The sequence below is a fragment of the Clostridium tetanomorphum genome (assembly GCF_017873215.1).
Classification (GTDB): domain Bacteria; phylum Bacillota; class Clostridia; order Clostridiales; family Clostridiaceae; genus Clostridium_AO; species Clostridium_AO tetanomorphum.
Map to the genome: position 1 here is coordinate 1 of NZ_JAGGKA010000038.1, position 14,723 is coordinate 14,723.

13 protein-coding genes are annotated in these 14,723 nt (G+C 29.6%); 9 read left to right on the top strand and 4 right to left on the bottom strand.

Going from position 1 to position 14,723, the window contains the following annotated elements; translation table 11 throughout:
* Positions 1-320: 320 nt before the first annotated feature.
* The 4 genes from J2Z24_RS20585 to J2Z24_RS20600 all read left to right on the top strand — a co-directional run bounded on the left by J2Z24_RS20585 (position 321) and on the right by J2Z24_RS20600 (position 3,547).
* Entirely contained in the window at positions 321-1,214 is an 894-nt protein-coding gene (locus tag J2Z24_RS20585; protein ID WP_035147169.1) for a phosphatidylserine decarboxylase, read from the top strand.
* A gap of 614 nt (positions 1,215-1,828) precedes the next feature.
* Positions 1,829-2,356 (top strand): GNAT family N-acetyltransferase, encoded by a 528-nt coding sequence (locus J2Z24_RS20590; protein ID WP_035147167.1) that lies wholly within the window; start codon positions 1,829-1,831, stop codon positions 2,354-2,356.
* 54 nt (positions 2,357-2,410) lie between these two features.
* The gene (locus J2Z24_RS20595; protein ID WP_035147165.1) at positions 2,411-2,917 is read left to right on the top strand and encodes a GNAT family N-acetyltransferase; all 507 of its coding nucleotides are present in this window, start codon (positions 2,411-2,413) and stop codon (positions 2,915-2,917) included.
* 66 nt (positions 2,918-2,983) lie between these two features.
* Positions 2,984-3,547 (top strand): histidine phosphatase family protein, encoded by a 564-nt coding sequence (locus J2Z24_RS20600; RefSeq protein WP_035147162.1) that lies wholly within the window; start codon positions 2,984-2,986, stop codon positions 3,545-3,547.
* Positions 3,548-3,698: 151 nt separating this feature from the next.
* Here the strand turns inward: J2Z24_RS20600 and J2Z24_RS20605 are convergent, their stop codons facing one another.
* Positions 3,699-4,484 (bottom strand): ABC transporter permease, encoded by a 786-nt coding sequence (locus tag J2Z24_RS20605; RefSeq protein WP_035147159.1) that lies wholly within the window; start codon positions 4,482-4,484, stop codon positions 3,699-3,701.
* A gap of 3 nt (positions 4,485-4,487) precedes the next feature.
* Complete coding sequence (locus tag J2Z24_RS20610; RefSeq protein ID WP_035147156.1) at positions 4,488-5,126, bottom strand: ABC transporter ATP-binding protein; 639 nt, start codon at positions 5,124-5,126, stop codon at positions 4,488-4,490.
* 214 nt (positions 5,127-5,340) lie between these two features.
* Between J2Z24_RS20610 and J2Z24_RS20615 the strand changes: the two genes are divergently transcribed.
* Both J2Z24_RS20615 and J2Z24_RS20620 read left to right on the top strand, forming a co-directional pair.
* Positions 5,341-5,652 (top strand): PadR family transcriptional regulator, encoded by a 312-nt coding sequence (locus tag J2Z24_RS20615; RefSeq protein ID WP_035147153.1) that lies wholly within the window; start codon positions 5,341-5,343, stop codon positions 5,650-5,652.
* Between the two features lie 28 nt (positions 5,653-5,680).
* On the top strand, positions 5,681-5,863 hold the full coding sequence (locus J2Z24_RS20620) for a hypothetical protein (RefSeq protein WP_035147150.1): 183 nt from the start codon (positions 5,681-5,683) through the stop codon (positions 5,861-5,863).
* Between the two features lie 159 nt (positions 5,864-6,022).
* Here the strand turns inward: J2Z24_RS20620 and J2Z24_RS20625 are convergent, their stop codons facing one another.
* Both J2Z24_RS20625 and J2Z24_RS20630 read right to left on the bottom strand, forming a co-directional pair.
* The gene (locus J2Z24_RS20625) at positions 6,023-7,189 is read right to left on the bottom strand and encodes a hypothetical protein (protein ID WP_035147147.1); all 1,167 of its coding nucleotides are present in this window, start codon (positions 7,187-7,189) and stop codon (positions 6,023-6,025) included.
* A 98-nt stretch (positions 7,190-7,287) separates the two neighbouring features.
* Positions 7,288-7,449 carry a hypothetical protein gene (locus J2Z24_RS20630; protein WP_162175680.1) on the bottom strand — a complete coding sequence of 54 codons (162 nt, stop codon included), beginning with the start codon at positions 7,447-7,449 and terminating at the stop codon, positions 7,288-7,290.
* A gap of 332 nt (positions 7,450-7,781) precedes the next feature.
* On the opposite strand from J2Z24_RS20630, the gene J2Z24_RS20635 reads away from it, so the two are divergent.
* The 3 genes from J2Z24_RS20635 to J2Z24_RS20640 form a co-directional block, all read left to right on the top strand.
* The gene (locus J2Z24_RS20635) at positions 7,782-9,461 is read left to right on the top strand and encodes a winged helix-turn-helix domain-containing protein (RefSeq protein WP_241392953.1); all 1,680 of its coding nucleotides are present in this window, start codon (positions 7,782-7,784) and stop codon (positions 9,459-9,461) included.
* A complete protein-coding gene (locus J2Z24_RS21840; RefSeq protein ID WP_242990673.1) occupies positions 9,448-10,248 on the top strand; it encodes a response regulator transcription factor in 801 nt (266 codons plus the stop codon). The genes J2Z24_RS20635 and J2Z24_RS21840 overlap by 14 nt, the downstream gene beginning before the upstream one ends.
* 155 nt (positions 10,249-10,403) lie before the next feature.
* Positions 10,404-14,723: cell wall-binding repeat-containing protein (locus J2Z24_RS20640; RefSeq protein ID WP_209795127.1), on the top strand; the 4,320-nt coding region annotated here is incomplete at its 3' end.

The window sequence follows — 14,723 nt, forward strand, 5'->3', positions numbered from 1 at the left end:
GGCGAGATTTTCATACGTGCCTTAAGGCATAATGCTGGTAAAGTGCCCTTATAGGGCTTAAGAAAAACCACCAGCTTAGCTGGTGGATATTTATTATCATTGTGGAAAAGATTAAATTATAAATAATAGAGGATAAGTAGGGTATATGTCATTAAAAATATTACGTTTTTATAAAATCATAAACAGATGATATGATATAATTTTCATAGTATCTTAGTTACAATTTTTCATAATACGAAGTAAAAGTGATGTAAATTTACAATATATGTATAACCAATAATAATACCTAAATATTTTATTTACATGAAAGGGGTTACATTATGATTAAATTTTATAATAGAAAAACTAAGAAATATGAAATTGAGAAAGTAGCAGGAAGTATGTATCTTAAATGGACTTATTCTTCACCTGTTGGAATGAGGCTGTTAGAGCTAATAGTTAAAAAAAAGCTTTTTTCTAAGTTATATGGCTTCTTTTGCAATACTAAAATAAGTAAAAAAAAGATTCCGTCTTTCATCAGTGATTTTGGTATCGATATTTCTATTTGTGAAAAAAAACTAGATCAATTTGAATCATTTAATGATTTTTTTACTAGAAAGTTTAATAATGAGGCAAGACCTATAGATAGTTTATCAAGATCCCTAATATCTCCTGGTGATGGTAAACTTGTGGCTTACGATAATATTGACTTGAATGAATTAGTACAAATTAAAGGTTATGCGTACAAACTTAATAAACTTATTGATGACCAAAGTATAGTATCAAAGTTTTCAGAAGGTACATGTTTAATTCTTCGTCTTGCTCCAACAGATTATCATAGGTTTCATTTTATAGATAATGGTGTATGCGGAGAAACAAGGAAAATAAAAGGTGATTATTACTCTGTGAATCCAATTGCACTAAAGGCAGTATCTGAGCTCTTTTGTAAAAATAAAAGGGAATGGAGTATTTTTAATTCAGATAACTTTGGTGATGTACTATGTATAGAAGTAGGTGCAACTTTTGTGGGCTCAATAATGCAAACCTATGTGCCAGGAAAAAGATTAAAAAAAGGTGATGAAAAGGGGTACTTTAAATTTGGTGGTTCTACTACCATATTATTTTTTGAAAAAGGTAAAGTAAAAATTGATAAAGATATAATTGATCAGACAAATAAAGGATATGAAACAAGTGTAGTTTTGGGCGAAAAAATAGGAGAAAGGGTAGTTAAATAATAATAAAAACTTAGAGGTAAAGGTTTCTAGGTTAGATTGTTTTTACTTTAATGAAACAACCTAAAAAGTGAACATCATTTAAAGGAAGTAGTCCTTTTCCTTAACTAGCTATTTTTTATGTAGATTGACATTAAAATTAAAATAGCAACTGGCAGTTGCGAAAATTCAAGGTTTGTTTGGTAGTAGGCAATTATTTGTATTGCTATAATAAGACTACCAAAACAAGGGAGGTCTTATTATGAGTTTAGGCAAAAAAATACAGGAATTGAGAAAACATAGTAATTTATCTGAACACCGCATTATTCATGAATTGAATTTTGAGGTGTTTTTGTATGGAATTTAAAAAATATCACTAAATTAACAAGTATTACCACATGGCTTTCTGTTAATAATTTGAAATAATTGCCAATGGTAATATTTCAATTTAAAAGCCCGAACAATGAACCCTTGAAAACTGAATATTGCGGCGTTTAAAAATGAAATTATAATCTATAAATGTAACAACATGGTGTTAGAAATATGGGGCATGTGCTATAATTTATATATATTAACAAACAATTGTAAATTATTATGATGAAACAAAATTTATATTCTACTTCATTTGGAGGCAACTCATGAACATTATTATTGAATTGGGAAAAGAAAATGATATTGATGAATTAGAAAATCTTTATAATGATTTAAATGATTATTTGGCAGGGGGAGTAAATTATCCTGGATGGATAAAAGGCATATATCCTATAAGGCAAAATGCAATTGATGGAGTGAAAAATAGAAATCTTTATGTAGCAAAGAATAATGGAAAAATCATTGGTTCCATTATTTTAAGTCACGAACCTGAACAGGCATATTATAATGTTAAGTGGGGATTTGAATCTGACTATTGGGATGTTTTTGTTATACATACATTTGCCGTCCATCCGAAATTTATGCAATGTGGTGTAGGTAAAACACTAATTGAGTTTGCTGATGAATATAGTATTAAGTCAAAAGTCAAATCAATTAGGCTGGATGTTTATGAAGGTAATATACCAGCCATTAAACTTTATGAAAAATGTGGTTTTAAATACATTGATACCGTTGATTTGGGACTTAAAAATTACGGATTGGATTGGTTTAAATTATATGAAAAATTAATATGAGATAATGTGTATAATCTTATGTAATACTTTTTACACACTTATGGGAGAAAAATCATGAATATTGTAATTAATGAATTGTCAGAGGATTTAATTTTAACTACTACTAAAATGATTACGGAATTGATGAACTATCATAGGAAATTAAATAATGCTCCTAAAGAATATTGGCAGACAGATGAACAGTCTAAAGAAACTTTACAATGTTGGAGGGAGCAAGGGAGTATATTTAATGTACTTTTAGATGATGAAGCAGTAGGATTTTTTTATGTAAGATTTGGTGGTCAAAATGTAGCATGGTTAGAAGATTTATTTATATTAGAAGAATATAGGGGTAGAGGAATTGGAAAATATGCTATGCAAAAATTAGATGAACTAATGGTTGAAAAGAAAGTAGTGGCAATGTTTGTAGATGTTATACCGAGAAATACAAGTGCTATAAAATTATATAAAGAATGTGGATTTGATCATTTGAATTTAATTCAGTTACGAAAAAACTACGATAAAAAATTAGATAAAAATGATGATATAGATATATTAGGATTTGATTTTAAAAAATATTAAAGAGCAATTTAACCTAAATATCATACACTATTAATGATTTAGAAAGTATATAGAGGAGAAGTTATTTTGATAAGATTGTTACTTGATATACTTAGAAATGGAGGATATATACTGTATATTAGGCATGGAGAGGCAACAGTTGGAGTAGACCAACCTAATTTGAACTTTCAATACTGTCTTACCCAAAGAAATCTTTCAGAAATAGGAAGGAGACAAGCAGTGTACTATGGGGAAACCCTTCGTAGTTTACAGATTCCTATTAATTATCCTATCCTAGCGAGTCCCTTTTGCAGAACTATAGAAACAGCGCAGTTGGCTTTTGGAATGGAGAATGTTAAAATCGATCCATTTTGGGTTGAAATTTATAGATTGAGCGGAAATTTATCAAATGAAGAACAAAACAGAATATTAGTTTCCCTTCAGTCAAAATTAGAAATCAAACCTCCTCAAGGAAGTAACAAGGTAATTATTGCACACAATTTTCCACAAGGTATTGGGTTAGGACAAATTCCAAACATGGGAACAGTTATTGTTAAGCCGCTGGGGGTGGGAAAAGGTTATGAAATTATTGGTGAATTATCATTGGCTGATTTGACGGATTTACTGAGGAAAACACATAACTTATATTGAAATTATTGATAAAAAATAGGTGGTGCTGTGGCATTAAGAAATTTACATACAATATATTGCTTTGCAAATCAATAACAAACACAATATGTTGTGAGATTTGTTCTTAGTACCACAACCCCATATTAAAACATACTTTAATATAACTGATTTTCTAATCACTAATAATTAATTGACTTTCATCATTAAAGAAAGTTTTATATCCTAACTGTACGAATAGGATGACAGTTAATGCTACGCTACCAAGTATTCCAAGCATAATAGCAATTTGATATTCAATGGCAGTAATAGGTGAAATGCCAGATAGTATTTGACCTGTCATCATTCCAGGTAAGAAAACAATTCCCATACCCACCATAGAATTAATTGTAGGCAGGATTGCAGAATCGAAAGCATTATTCACAATTTGTTTTGATGCCATTTTCGGAGTAGCTCCCAGCATTAAGGCGCCTTCAATTAAATTTTTTTGTGCTTGCATTCCGTCAACTAAACGATTGACTCCTAAGGAGATTCCTGTCATAGAATTACCAATTAGCATTCCAGCAATAGGTATAAAGTATCTTGGATCATACCATGGTGATATGTGTACAACTACGACTAAAAAATAAAATAGACAGGAAACTGTACCAACAACCATTGAAAAAGTAATGATTTGTTTAAGTTTTGGCGAAAGTTTTGCTTTAGTTCTCTTTATTATGTTGTGGATTGAAAAAGTCTCCATAGCAATTAAAATAAAGATGGTGTATAGTGGGGATGGACTACTAAAAATGTACATCAATATATATGCTGTAAGAATAAGTTGGATAGTCATTCTAATAGAAGAGATAAGTATTTCTTTTTCTCTTGGAATCCCTTTTAATTTCACAATAAGCATTAATATTAAAACAAAGACATATGCCGCAATCATTTGCCACAACTGTATATGAATTACACTGTTCATATGCTAAACCTCCTTATAACTAATTACCTTGCCATGGCTAATTTCAATTATATATTCAGAATAAGTCTGGGCTACCTTTTTTGAATGAGTAACCATAATTAGAGTTTTGTTAGTTTCTTTCGTATAAGAAACTAACTCATCAATAATGGCTAGTTCTGTTTCTTCATCTAGAGCTGAGGAAGGCTCATCCAATAAAAAGACCTCAGGGTCAAGTAAAAGAACTCTTCCTAAAGCAAGCCTTTGTTTTTCACCGCCGGACAGTGTATAGATGTTATCATCTAATCCCTTATTTAGATGTACCATTTCTAAAATCTGACGAAGTTTTTCATCGTTAACTATTGGCTTTTCTGCAAACTTTAAGCCTATCAGAAGGTTATCCCTTATAGTTCCAGGGAAAATTGTTGGTGACTGCGAGAGCATTACAATATTTCTCCGTAATTCCACAGAATCAACAGTATCTAAAGGCTGATTCTTGTATAAGATTTCTCCGCTAGTATAGCTTATTAGTTTATTTAGAAGACGCAAAAGGGTAGACTTTCCGCTTCCGCTTTCACCAATAATACATATAACTTTATTTTGTGGAATTTCCAATCTTTCAATGCTTAAGATATTCTTATATAGAACATTATTTATTTTAAACAACAATATAACCTCCTTTAGTAATAGATATTTACCTAATAGAAATAATACATTTACTTATTTGTCTACTTACTAGCTTATTAAAAATCTATAAAAAATCCCTTTCTTGACTGTAGTATATTCAACTGATAAAATTATACTATGCTATCGGATTCAGATATCAAAAACAGATATCGAAATACGATATTATAAAAAGAATATCACAGGAGGAATTTAAATGCAAGAGCAAATTATGAGAAAACTATTTTTAGGATTTATTCATATTCATATATTGCATCATGCTAAAAAGGAGCCTTTTTATGGATCATGGATGATAGAAGAACTTAAGGAACATGGATATGAGATTAGTTCTGGTACATTATACCCTATACTCCATAATCTACAAAAAAATGGTGTTCTAAGTGTTGAAGATAGAAATGTTGGAGGAAAGATAAGAAAATATTATTCAATTACTCAGTTTGGAGAAGAAGTTTTTAATGAAGCTAGAGAAAAGGCATATGAATTATTTAAGGAAATAAAGGAAAAGTAAAATTATGCTTAAAATAAGGGGATTAAATATGAAAAAATATAGTAAAATTATAGCCATATTTATAATTACAGTTATTTGGGGTTATTTTACAGACTTAAAAAATGGTGAGATTGGTTGGTTTATTGGGAGAATAATATTCATGCCAATATTGTATTTGTTTTTTAGTAAATCTTTAACTAAAAAACAAATACAAAATAGTGGATATAAGTAAGCTTTTATATCACAAAAATAGGAGCATTTGCATAAAGCTCCTATTTTTAATAAATTGATATATTAGTAAGTCTATAGTCTATTAGCACTAATTATATATTAGGGTTTATTTCTTAAAAATAAATTTATTGTTTAATTTTTAAACACATCTGTATAATTATCAAGCAAAAGTACAGACGATATTATGGTTACTTGAAGGAAGATAATATTGTGATTTATCATCTTCTATATACATTTTATCAATGAAATCATTCCAATCACAAGTAAGTTTATCAGTAATAGTCTTTTGTGATTCTGAAATGGACTTGCTTATTCCAGTACCTAGTTTAGCATCAACCTTTTTATAATAATCTATATCATCGGAACATTGCTTATTAATATCTTTCATTATATTTAAAAAGCTATTCATAAAATTCATATTAAATTCAATATTTGTAAATTTTTTATATGTATTTGAAGTACGCTTTTTTAATTGTTCAAGCCTACTAGAAGAATCTACACCTGTTATATCTTCTAATAAGAAGCCTTTTTCTCTGGCAAATACCTCTCTTTGTCTTTGAGCAAATCCTTGAACTTTAAAAATACAATCCAATTCTTTATTTACCTTATTATCTACGCAATCTGAAAGTTTTTTCTTAATGTTATCTGATAAATTGGTTTTTTGTACTATAAAGTTAGTTTTCATCTTAGCCATTCCCAAGGAGGCCACGTTATAACCATCAGAACAATAAAAATCTTCCATCAAGTTTTTACCAATACTTTCAATACCAGCACTTAAGATTTTTAAATCTTCATAATTCATATCTTTAAGTGAAGTTGATTTATCTGTCTTCGTAGTATTATTAAGCTTATTGTCTATAATACTACTAATATTATTTTTTATATCATTAGTATCATTGATATCTAACTTAAAAAATTTGCTAATATTGCAGGATATTTCATCCGATATTGAGCTTTTAGCAAGATTTACATATTTATTTAGAGAATCTAAATACTTTTGTTTCTTATCACCATCAAAATTATCATTTATATACTGAGTGTATTTTTTTGTAGCATTCACAAGAGTATCAATTTTTTGAGTATTATCTTTAAAATATAATGGGGAAAAACTACTCCAGCTAAAGCGACTTAACTCTGTAAAGTCTTTAAGCATAGCTTGCTCAACATTGTCTGGATTTGTAATAGCTTGATTTGGTAGCAGCTGTTCTTTAGATATATTTGGTGTATATGTTTTTTCTGTTTGAAGATTCTCAGATTTTATTCTATCAATTACAGATTTATCTATTGTGTAATTACTTATGTCTTTAAAAGAGCTTATTCCGTTCATGTATATCATCCCTCCAGAGGTTATATCGATAATTAAAGTGAAAACTTTAGAATAAATGATAAAATATAGTAAATTAGGTGTTTATTTTAAGACAAAGTTTAACTAACTGTATTATTTGTTTTTTCTTCTATATAAATATCAAGTGCTTTAATTCCTCTAGTGGCAAGCTTCACAAATAATATGAAACTGTAAATACCCATGACACATAAAATTAAATAAATTATTAGGCTAATATAAGCTACTGAGCTAGCCATCATCATAAAAATCCCTCCATATTTATAAAATTAATTTATATTGATTTGGAACAGGTTTAGGCCTTACTTTGTTCCAAAGAATAGCAGAGACGTTCATTTTTTAAATTTTCATGGTAACAAGGTTGCTAATTGGAAAATATATGGTGAAGTTTTAGTTATAATTAGATATAATATAAGATATGAGCTGATGCTAGTAGTACTATGAAAAATCTATATATTTTTAATAATTTTACAATATTTAAATAATCAAATTGAAACCAAAAAGTATGATGTTGAAATTATAGAAGAATAATAGATATCCTATTGCGAATATTAATCAAATTTGGAAGGGTGTTACTTTGGAGAAAATTAAAATATTAAAAAGGAAACGCATAAATCATATTTTAAAATCAGTTTATAATTATCCTCTTACAATTGTTGAAGCACCTATGGGTTTTGGGAAAACTACAGCAGTTAAAGAGTTTCTTAAGTGTAAAAAAAATCCATATATTTGGATTACATTTTTAAATGATACTAAATCCACAGGATGTATTTGGTATCAGTTTTGTGAGCAAATAAGTAAATTAGATGAAAAGGCCGGAAAAGCCTTAAGAAGTCTTGGATTTCCAGCGGACGTGCCACAAACTAAAAAAGTTTTATCTATATTAAATGAGATTGATTATAAGGAAAAAACAATTTTTGTTATAGATGATTATCAACTTTCAAAAGAAGTTAAAATAAATAATTTTATTACTAAAATTGTACAAGAAGATATAGAAGATTTTCATATAATAATTATTACCAGAGATACTACAGAAATTGATTTGTCTGAATTCCTTTTTAAAGGTATGTGTCAAATAATATCTCAGCAACATTTGAAGTTTACAGAAGAGGAGCTAAAAGCGTATTGCTTAATGATGAAGAGTGATATATCTAATCAGGATTTAACAAAGATTAATGAATATACAGATGGGTGGATATCATTAGCTTATATGATACTTTTGGCATTAGAAAAAGGTATACCTGTAGGGATGAATAGTACTATTGATGATTTAGTAGAAAATACATTATTTAATTCATATGGACAAGATGTTCAAAATTTTCTACTACAGCTTTCTATAATGAATAGCTTTACATCAAAACAAGCTTTTTATATTACTAAGGAAGAAAAAACAGATGAAATTTTAAAAAAGCTTCGAAAGGAAAATGCATTTATTTTTTATGATGAAGCTTCACAAGAATATAAAATACACAATGTATTATTGGATTTTCTTAGGATAAAACTTAATTTTAGACCTAAGAAACTTAAAGAATTATATAGGCGGTTAGGAGAGTGGTATCTAGAGAAAAAAGAATTTCAAACTGCCCTTGGCTATTTGAATATAATAGGAGACGAAAAACGAATTCTTTTAGAACTTAATAAACCTGAGAATGTATGCAATGAACCTTTGTTTGAAGGTCATTTTAAGATGTTTAGTAGAATTCCTGAAGAACAACTTTATAAATATCCTATAGCATATTTAAGGCATATTTTATGTTCCATTATGTCTGGAACTTATATGAAGGATTGTATGCAGAGAATAGAAAGACTCCAACGATTTTATGAAAATAATAATAATGTAGATAAGGAATATAGAGATAGAATTGTTGCTGAAACATTAATTGTTAAAAAATTTTTAGTATTTAATGACTTAGAAAAAATGTGTGTTATTAGTGACAAAGCTAGAAGTCTCTTACAAGGAAAGCAGTCCTATATAATGCTTAGGGAAAATGAATTTACCTTTGGTTCTCCTCATTTGATTTATATTTATTTTAGAGATGAAGGAACATTAAAAAAGGTATTACACATTATTCAAAAAAATATGCCTTTACATTCAAAAATGTCAGATGGTAATGGAACTGGCTGTGAATATTTGGGTCTTGCAGAATACTCACTGGAAACAGGGGATTTTGAAGCTGCTGAAATAAATAGTTTTAAAGCTATTTATAAGGCTAAAACTAAAACTCAGGCAAGCATTATTATATGTGCTTATTTTTAATCTTATAAGACTTTATATATTTCAGGGAAAGATATATGAATCTATCCAAAAACTAAATGAAATTCAAGAGGAATTTGGTAAGTTAAACCATCCTATATATAATACTACTATAGATTTATGCAGGGGATATATTTATGGATGTATGGGAGAAATAGAGGAGATTCCATATTGGCTTCAAATAGGAGACATGACTGCTGCGGATTTTTTTTATCAAGGGATGGCTTTTAGTTATATAGTTTATGGTAAAGCTGTAATGTTGTCTAAAAATTATATAAAGCTTGAAGTCCTTACTGAAACCTTTGAAGAGTATTTTTCTATATTTAGTAATCAGTTAGGATTTATACACAATTATATATTTAAGGCAGTGTCAAAATATCATCTTTATGGTATGGATGAAGGAATTAGTGTGCTGAAGGAAGGATTATCAAAAGCTCAATCAGATGATATTGTAATGCCTTTTGTAGAAAGTGCATCGTATATTATGAATATGCTAGAAACGATTTATAGCATGGATTCTAAAAATCAGTACATAAAACGAGTACTGGATTATAGTAAGAAATACAATGAAAGCCTAAAAAGAAGTGAACAGAACAATATAAAATTGTCACAAAGGGAGATACAAATACTTTCATTAGTAGCGAAAGGATTGAAAAGAAATGAAATTGCAGACCATCTTATGGTATCTCAGGCAACAGTGAAAACACATTTGCATAACATTTATAAAAAATTACAGGTAAGTGGCAAACTTCAAGCTGTTAACCTTGCAAAGATGCAGGGATTTATTTGATAAGTATTTTAAGAGTTAAAGCTGGATAGGTTTTTCTATTCAGTTTTTTTGTATTTCAAAAAAATAGACCAAAAGGAGTATATGAATAAAAAAGAAGTTTATATATAATTTTTAATATAAGGTTTTATAATAAATAAATGAAGGAGAAGTAGAATTTGGAATCAAAAAAATTAAAAATAAAAAAAGCATTATCATTAGGTATTGTGACATCAATAATATTAATTACAAGATCAGGTTCTGTTCAAGCATTTGATAAAGATCATATAAAAAGGATATGGGGACAGGACAGATATGAAACTTCAATTAAAATCTCACAAAAGGGATGGGAGCAAGGATCTGAGTATGTAATTATAGCAAGCGGAGAAGGGTATGCAGATGCACTTAGTGCAGCACCTTTAGCAAAGATTAAAAATGCATCAATTATTTTAACAAAAAAGAATAATTTGGATGATAAAGTTTTGGAAGAACTTAAAAGACTTAAAGTAAAGCACGTTCTTATTATTGGAGGCGAAGGTTCAGTATCCAAAAATGTAGAAGATATGATTAAGAAAAATGTAACCTCAGATGTTAATAGAATCGGTGGGGAAAATAGATATGAAACATCAGTAAAAGTAGCAGAACAATTAGGAGAAGTAAAAAATGTTTTTATTGTTTCAGGAGAAAATTATGCGGATGCGTTGTCAGTAGGTTCAATTGCAGGAATAAAGGGTATGCCTATAATTCTTACAGAAAGAGATAATTTGTCTAAAGAGGTTAGTAATTATATAAATGATAATAATATAGCTAAAGCTTATATAATTGGAGGAACTGCTTCTATAGGTGAAGAGGTGAAAAAAGCATTACCTATGTCTGAAAGGATAAATGGTTTAGACAGATATGAAACAAATAAAAATGTAGTAGAAAGATTTATTTCAAGTTTCGATTTGAAAAATGTATATATAGCTTTAGGAGATGGACAAACAGGAAATGAATTTGCAGATGCACTTTCAGGATCAAGTTTAGCAGCTCAGAAGCTTGCTCCTATCATATTGGCTGATAAGTCATTGCAAAATTCAACCCAAAAATTAATAGAAGAAAATATTTTACCAACAAGTAGTGTTAATGTATTAGGTGGAAACTTTAATATTCCAGATGACATTATGAAAGATATAAATATATCTGCTAAATTTTTAGACAAAGCAGGAGAGGTTTATAGTAATGCTATATATGGAAATGCATATATTTCTCAAGATAATATAACACTTAAAGGAGATGTAAAAGGTAATCTTTATATTGAAGGCAATAATGTTTTGGTTTCTAATATAACGGTAGGTGGTATTGTGTATATAAATCCATCTAAAGATGGAAAAATTACATTAGATTCAGTAAAATCAGATAAAATAGTTGTTTTATCAGGTTCAAAGAATGGGATAGATTTAAAAAATGTTAAATCAAAATATTTAAATTTGCGTAGTAGAAATATGGCTTCAGTAAACATAAATGATTCTACATTAATAGAGAATACAAAGATATCATCACCTTCAACACTTGAAGTAAATTCAGGTTCTTTTGGTAACATTGAAATAAATGATACTTTTGATAGTGATAAAGTAGAGTTTAAAGGTGTTTTTGATAAGCCGGTAACAATAAAGAGTGAAGCAAATTTAAATATGATATCAGGAACAACTATATATAATGTTATATTAGATTCTCATGCAATAGCTAAGAAAATAAAGTTTAATGGTACTGGAAGTTTTGGAAATGTGTATAATAAAAATAATACAGTAAGTTTAGAATTAGGAGCTAAGGTTTCTGTATGTGGTGTTATAGAAGGTTTGTTAAAAAATAGTATAATTTCAGATAATATAAATAATAAAATGCAACAAAAAAATACTAATGAATTTAGTTCTCTTTATATTCCGGAAAAAGTAAGAGATGGTGGCTCAAGTGGTGGTTCTTCATCTAGTTCATATTTAACAGTAAGTAGTGCAATAGTAAGTGATATAAATGTAGCAAATGGAACAATATTAAATGATATAGGTTTACCAAGTACAGTAAGTATAAATTTAAGTAATAATACAAAAACAACTGCAGCAGTAACTTGGGATGGGGGAACACCAGCATATGATGGAACTAAAGCAGGTGGTTATACATTTACAGGAACGATAAAAGTACCAGAGGGAGTTAAAAATACAAATAATGTAAAAGCAATAATGAAAGTAATAGTAGGAGCACCGGTATTAAGTAATGAAAAATCAATAATATCAACTAATATAGGAAAATTAAGTAAAGAAAATATAACAGAGGTACCAGCAGGAACAAAGGTAAGTGCTTTGAAGGCAGGATTAAAGGTGTCAGATAAGGCTAGTGTAGAAATATTAACATCAGCAGGAAGTACAGTAGTAGAGGATCAAGAAAACGTAGATGTAGCTTCAGAAATGGTAATAAAAGTGACAGCAGAAGATGGAAGCAGTCAAGATTACAGTATAATAATAACACCAATAATGCCAGAAGTTCCATCAACATTTACAGTAAATGCACCAACCAGTAAAGATAATAAAGTAAATGATGATGGAAAGAGCAGAGTGTTAATAACATGGACAGATTCTACAACAATAACAGTGGATCATTATGAAATAGTAGCAAAGGTAGGATCAGTACCAACAGTTACAGATACTGTGTCAGGACAAACAGCTATAGCAAAAGGAACTGGAGCAGCAAGCTTTGATTGGACAGCAGGAGAAAATTTGCATGTAGCAGTGGTAGCAGTAGATGCAAATGGTCTAAAAACACTATGTAAGGGGGCAATATCAAATGTAATTGTAGCACCGGATACACAAACACCAATAGCAACAACCAAAAATATAACCTCTGTAGGAAAACTGACAGATATAGAAATAGAAAATGGAACACCAAAAGAAGCATTAAACTTGCCAGCATTGGTACCAGTAACACTAGATAATGGAAGCACCATAAATACAGGAGTAACTTGGGATACAACAAGCTATAAAGGAAGTAAAGCGGGAACATATAAAATAGAAGGAACATTAACATTACCAGCAAATGTGACAAACAGTAAAAACTTAAAGGCTGTGCAGAATGTAATAGTAAAAGCCCCAGTAGTAACGACAAAAAATATAATATTTATACAAAATCTTATAGATTTAACAGTACTAAATGGAACAACAGTAGAAGCATTGAACCTTCCAGCTAAGTGGCCAGCAACACTAGAAGATGGAAGTGAGATAATGGTAGGAATAACTTGGTATACCTCAAGCTATGATGGAAGTAAAGCAGGAACATATAAAATAGAAGGAACATTAATATTACCAGAAAATATTACAAACAGTAATAAATTTAAAGTTGTGCAGAATATAACAGTAAAAGCTCCAGGAATAAAAACAAGAGATATAATAGTTCTACCATATTTTGGGGATACAACAGTATTAAATGGAACAGCAGTAGAAGCATTGAACTTGCCAACTGAGGATCTAGTATCACTAGAAGATGGAAGTGATATAATGGTAGGAATAACCTGGGATACAACAAACTATGATGGAAGCAAAGCAGGAACATATAAAATAGAAGGAACGTTAATATTACCGGCAAATGTGACAAACACTAAAAACTTAAAGGTTGTGAAGAATATAACAGTAAAAGCCCCAGGAGTAAAAATAAGAGATATAATGGTTCTATCAGGTTTTGGAGATTTACTAGTATTAAACGGAACAGCAGTAGAAGCATTGAACTTGCCAGCTGAGGCGCCAGCTACACTGGAAGATGGAAGTATCATAATAGTAGGAATAACCTGGGATACAACAAACTATGATGGAAGTAAAGCAGGAACATATAGATTAGAAGGAACATTAATATTACCGACAAATGTGACAAACAGTAAAAACTTAAAGGCTATGCAGAATGTAATAGTAAAAGCCTCAGGAGTAACAACAAAAGATATAATGGTTCTCCCATATTTTAGAGATGTAACAGTATTAAATGGAACAGCAGTAAAAGCATTGAATTTGCCTGCTGAGGTGTTAGTGCCACTAGAAGATGGAAGTATCATAACCATAGGAGTAACCTGGGATACAACAAGTTATGATGGAAGTAAAGCAGGAACATATAGATTAGAGGGAACATTAACATTACCGGCAAATGTGACAAACAGTAAAAACTTAAAGGCTGTGCAGAATGTAATAGTAAAAGCCCCAGGAGTAACAACAAAAGATATAATGTTTCCACCAGGCTTTGGAGATTTACTAGTATTAAATGGAACAGCAGTAGAAGCATTGAACTTGCCAGCTGAGGTGTTAGTGTCACTAGAAGATGGAAGTAGAATAATGGTAGGAATAACCTGGGATACAACAAGTTATGATGGAGGTAAAGCAGGAACATATAAAATAGAAGGAACATTAACATTGCCATCAAATGTTACAAACAGTAAAAACTTCAAGGCTGTGCAGAATGTAATAGTAAAAGCCCCAGGAGTAACAACA

Excerpts from the sequence above, each read along its gene's own strand:
- J2Z24_RS20585 (WP_035147169.1), top strand. The coding sequence starts at position 321 with ATGATTAAATTTTATAATAGAAAAACTAAGAAATATGAAATTGAGAAA.
- J2Z24_RS20590 (WP_035147167.1), top strand. The coding sequence starts at position 1,829 with ATGAACATTATTATTGAATTGGGAAAAGAAAATGATATTGATGAATTA.
- J2Z24_RS20595 (WP_035147165.1), top strand. The coding sequence starts at position 2,411 with ATGAATATTGTAATTAATGAATTGTCAGAGGATTTAATTTTAACTACT.
- J2Z24_RS20605 (WP_035147159.1), bottom strand. The coding sequence starts at position 4,484 with ATGAACAGTGTAATTCATATACAGTTGTGGCAAATGATTGCGGCATAT.
- J2Z24_RS20615 (WP_035147153.1), top strand. The coding sequence starts at position 5,341 with ATGCAAGAGCAAATTATGAGAAAACTATTTTTAGGATTTATTCATATT.
- J2Z24_RS20620 (WP_035147150.1), top strand. The coding sequence starts at position 5,681 with ATGAAAAAATATAGTAAAATTATAGCCATATTTATAATTACAGTTATT.
- J2Z24_RS20625 (WP_035147147.1), bottom strand. The coding sequence starts at position 7,189 with ATGAACGGAATAAGCTCTTTTAAAGACATAAGTAATTACACAATAGAT.
- J2Z24_RS20630 (WP_162175680.1), bottom strand. The coding sequence starts at position 7,449 with ATGATGATGGCTAGCTCAGTAGCTTATATTAGCCTAATAATTTATTTA.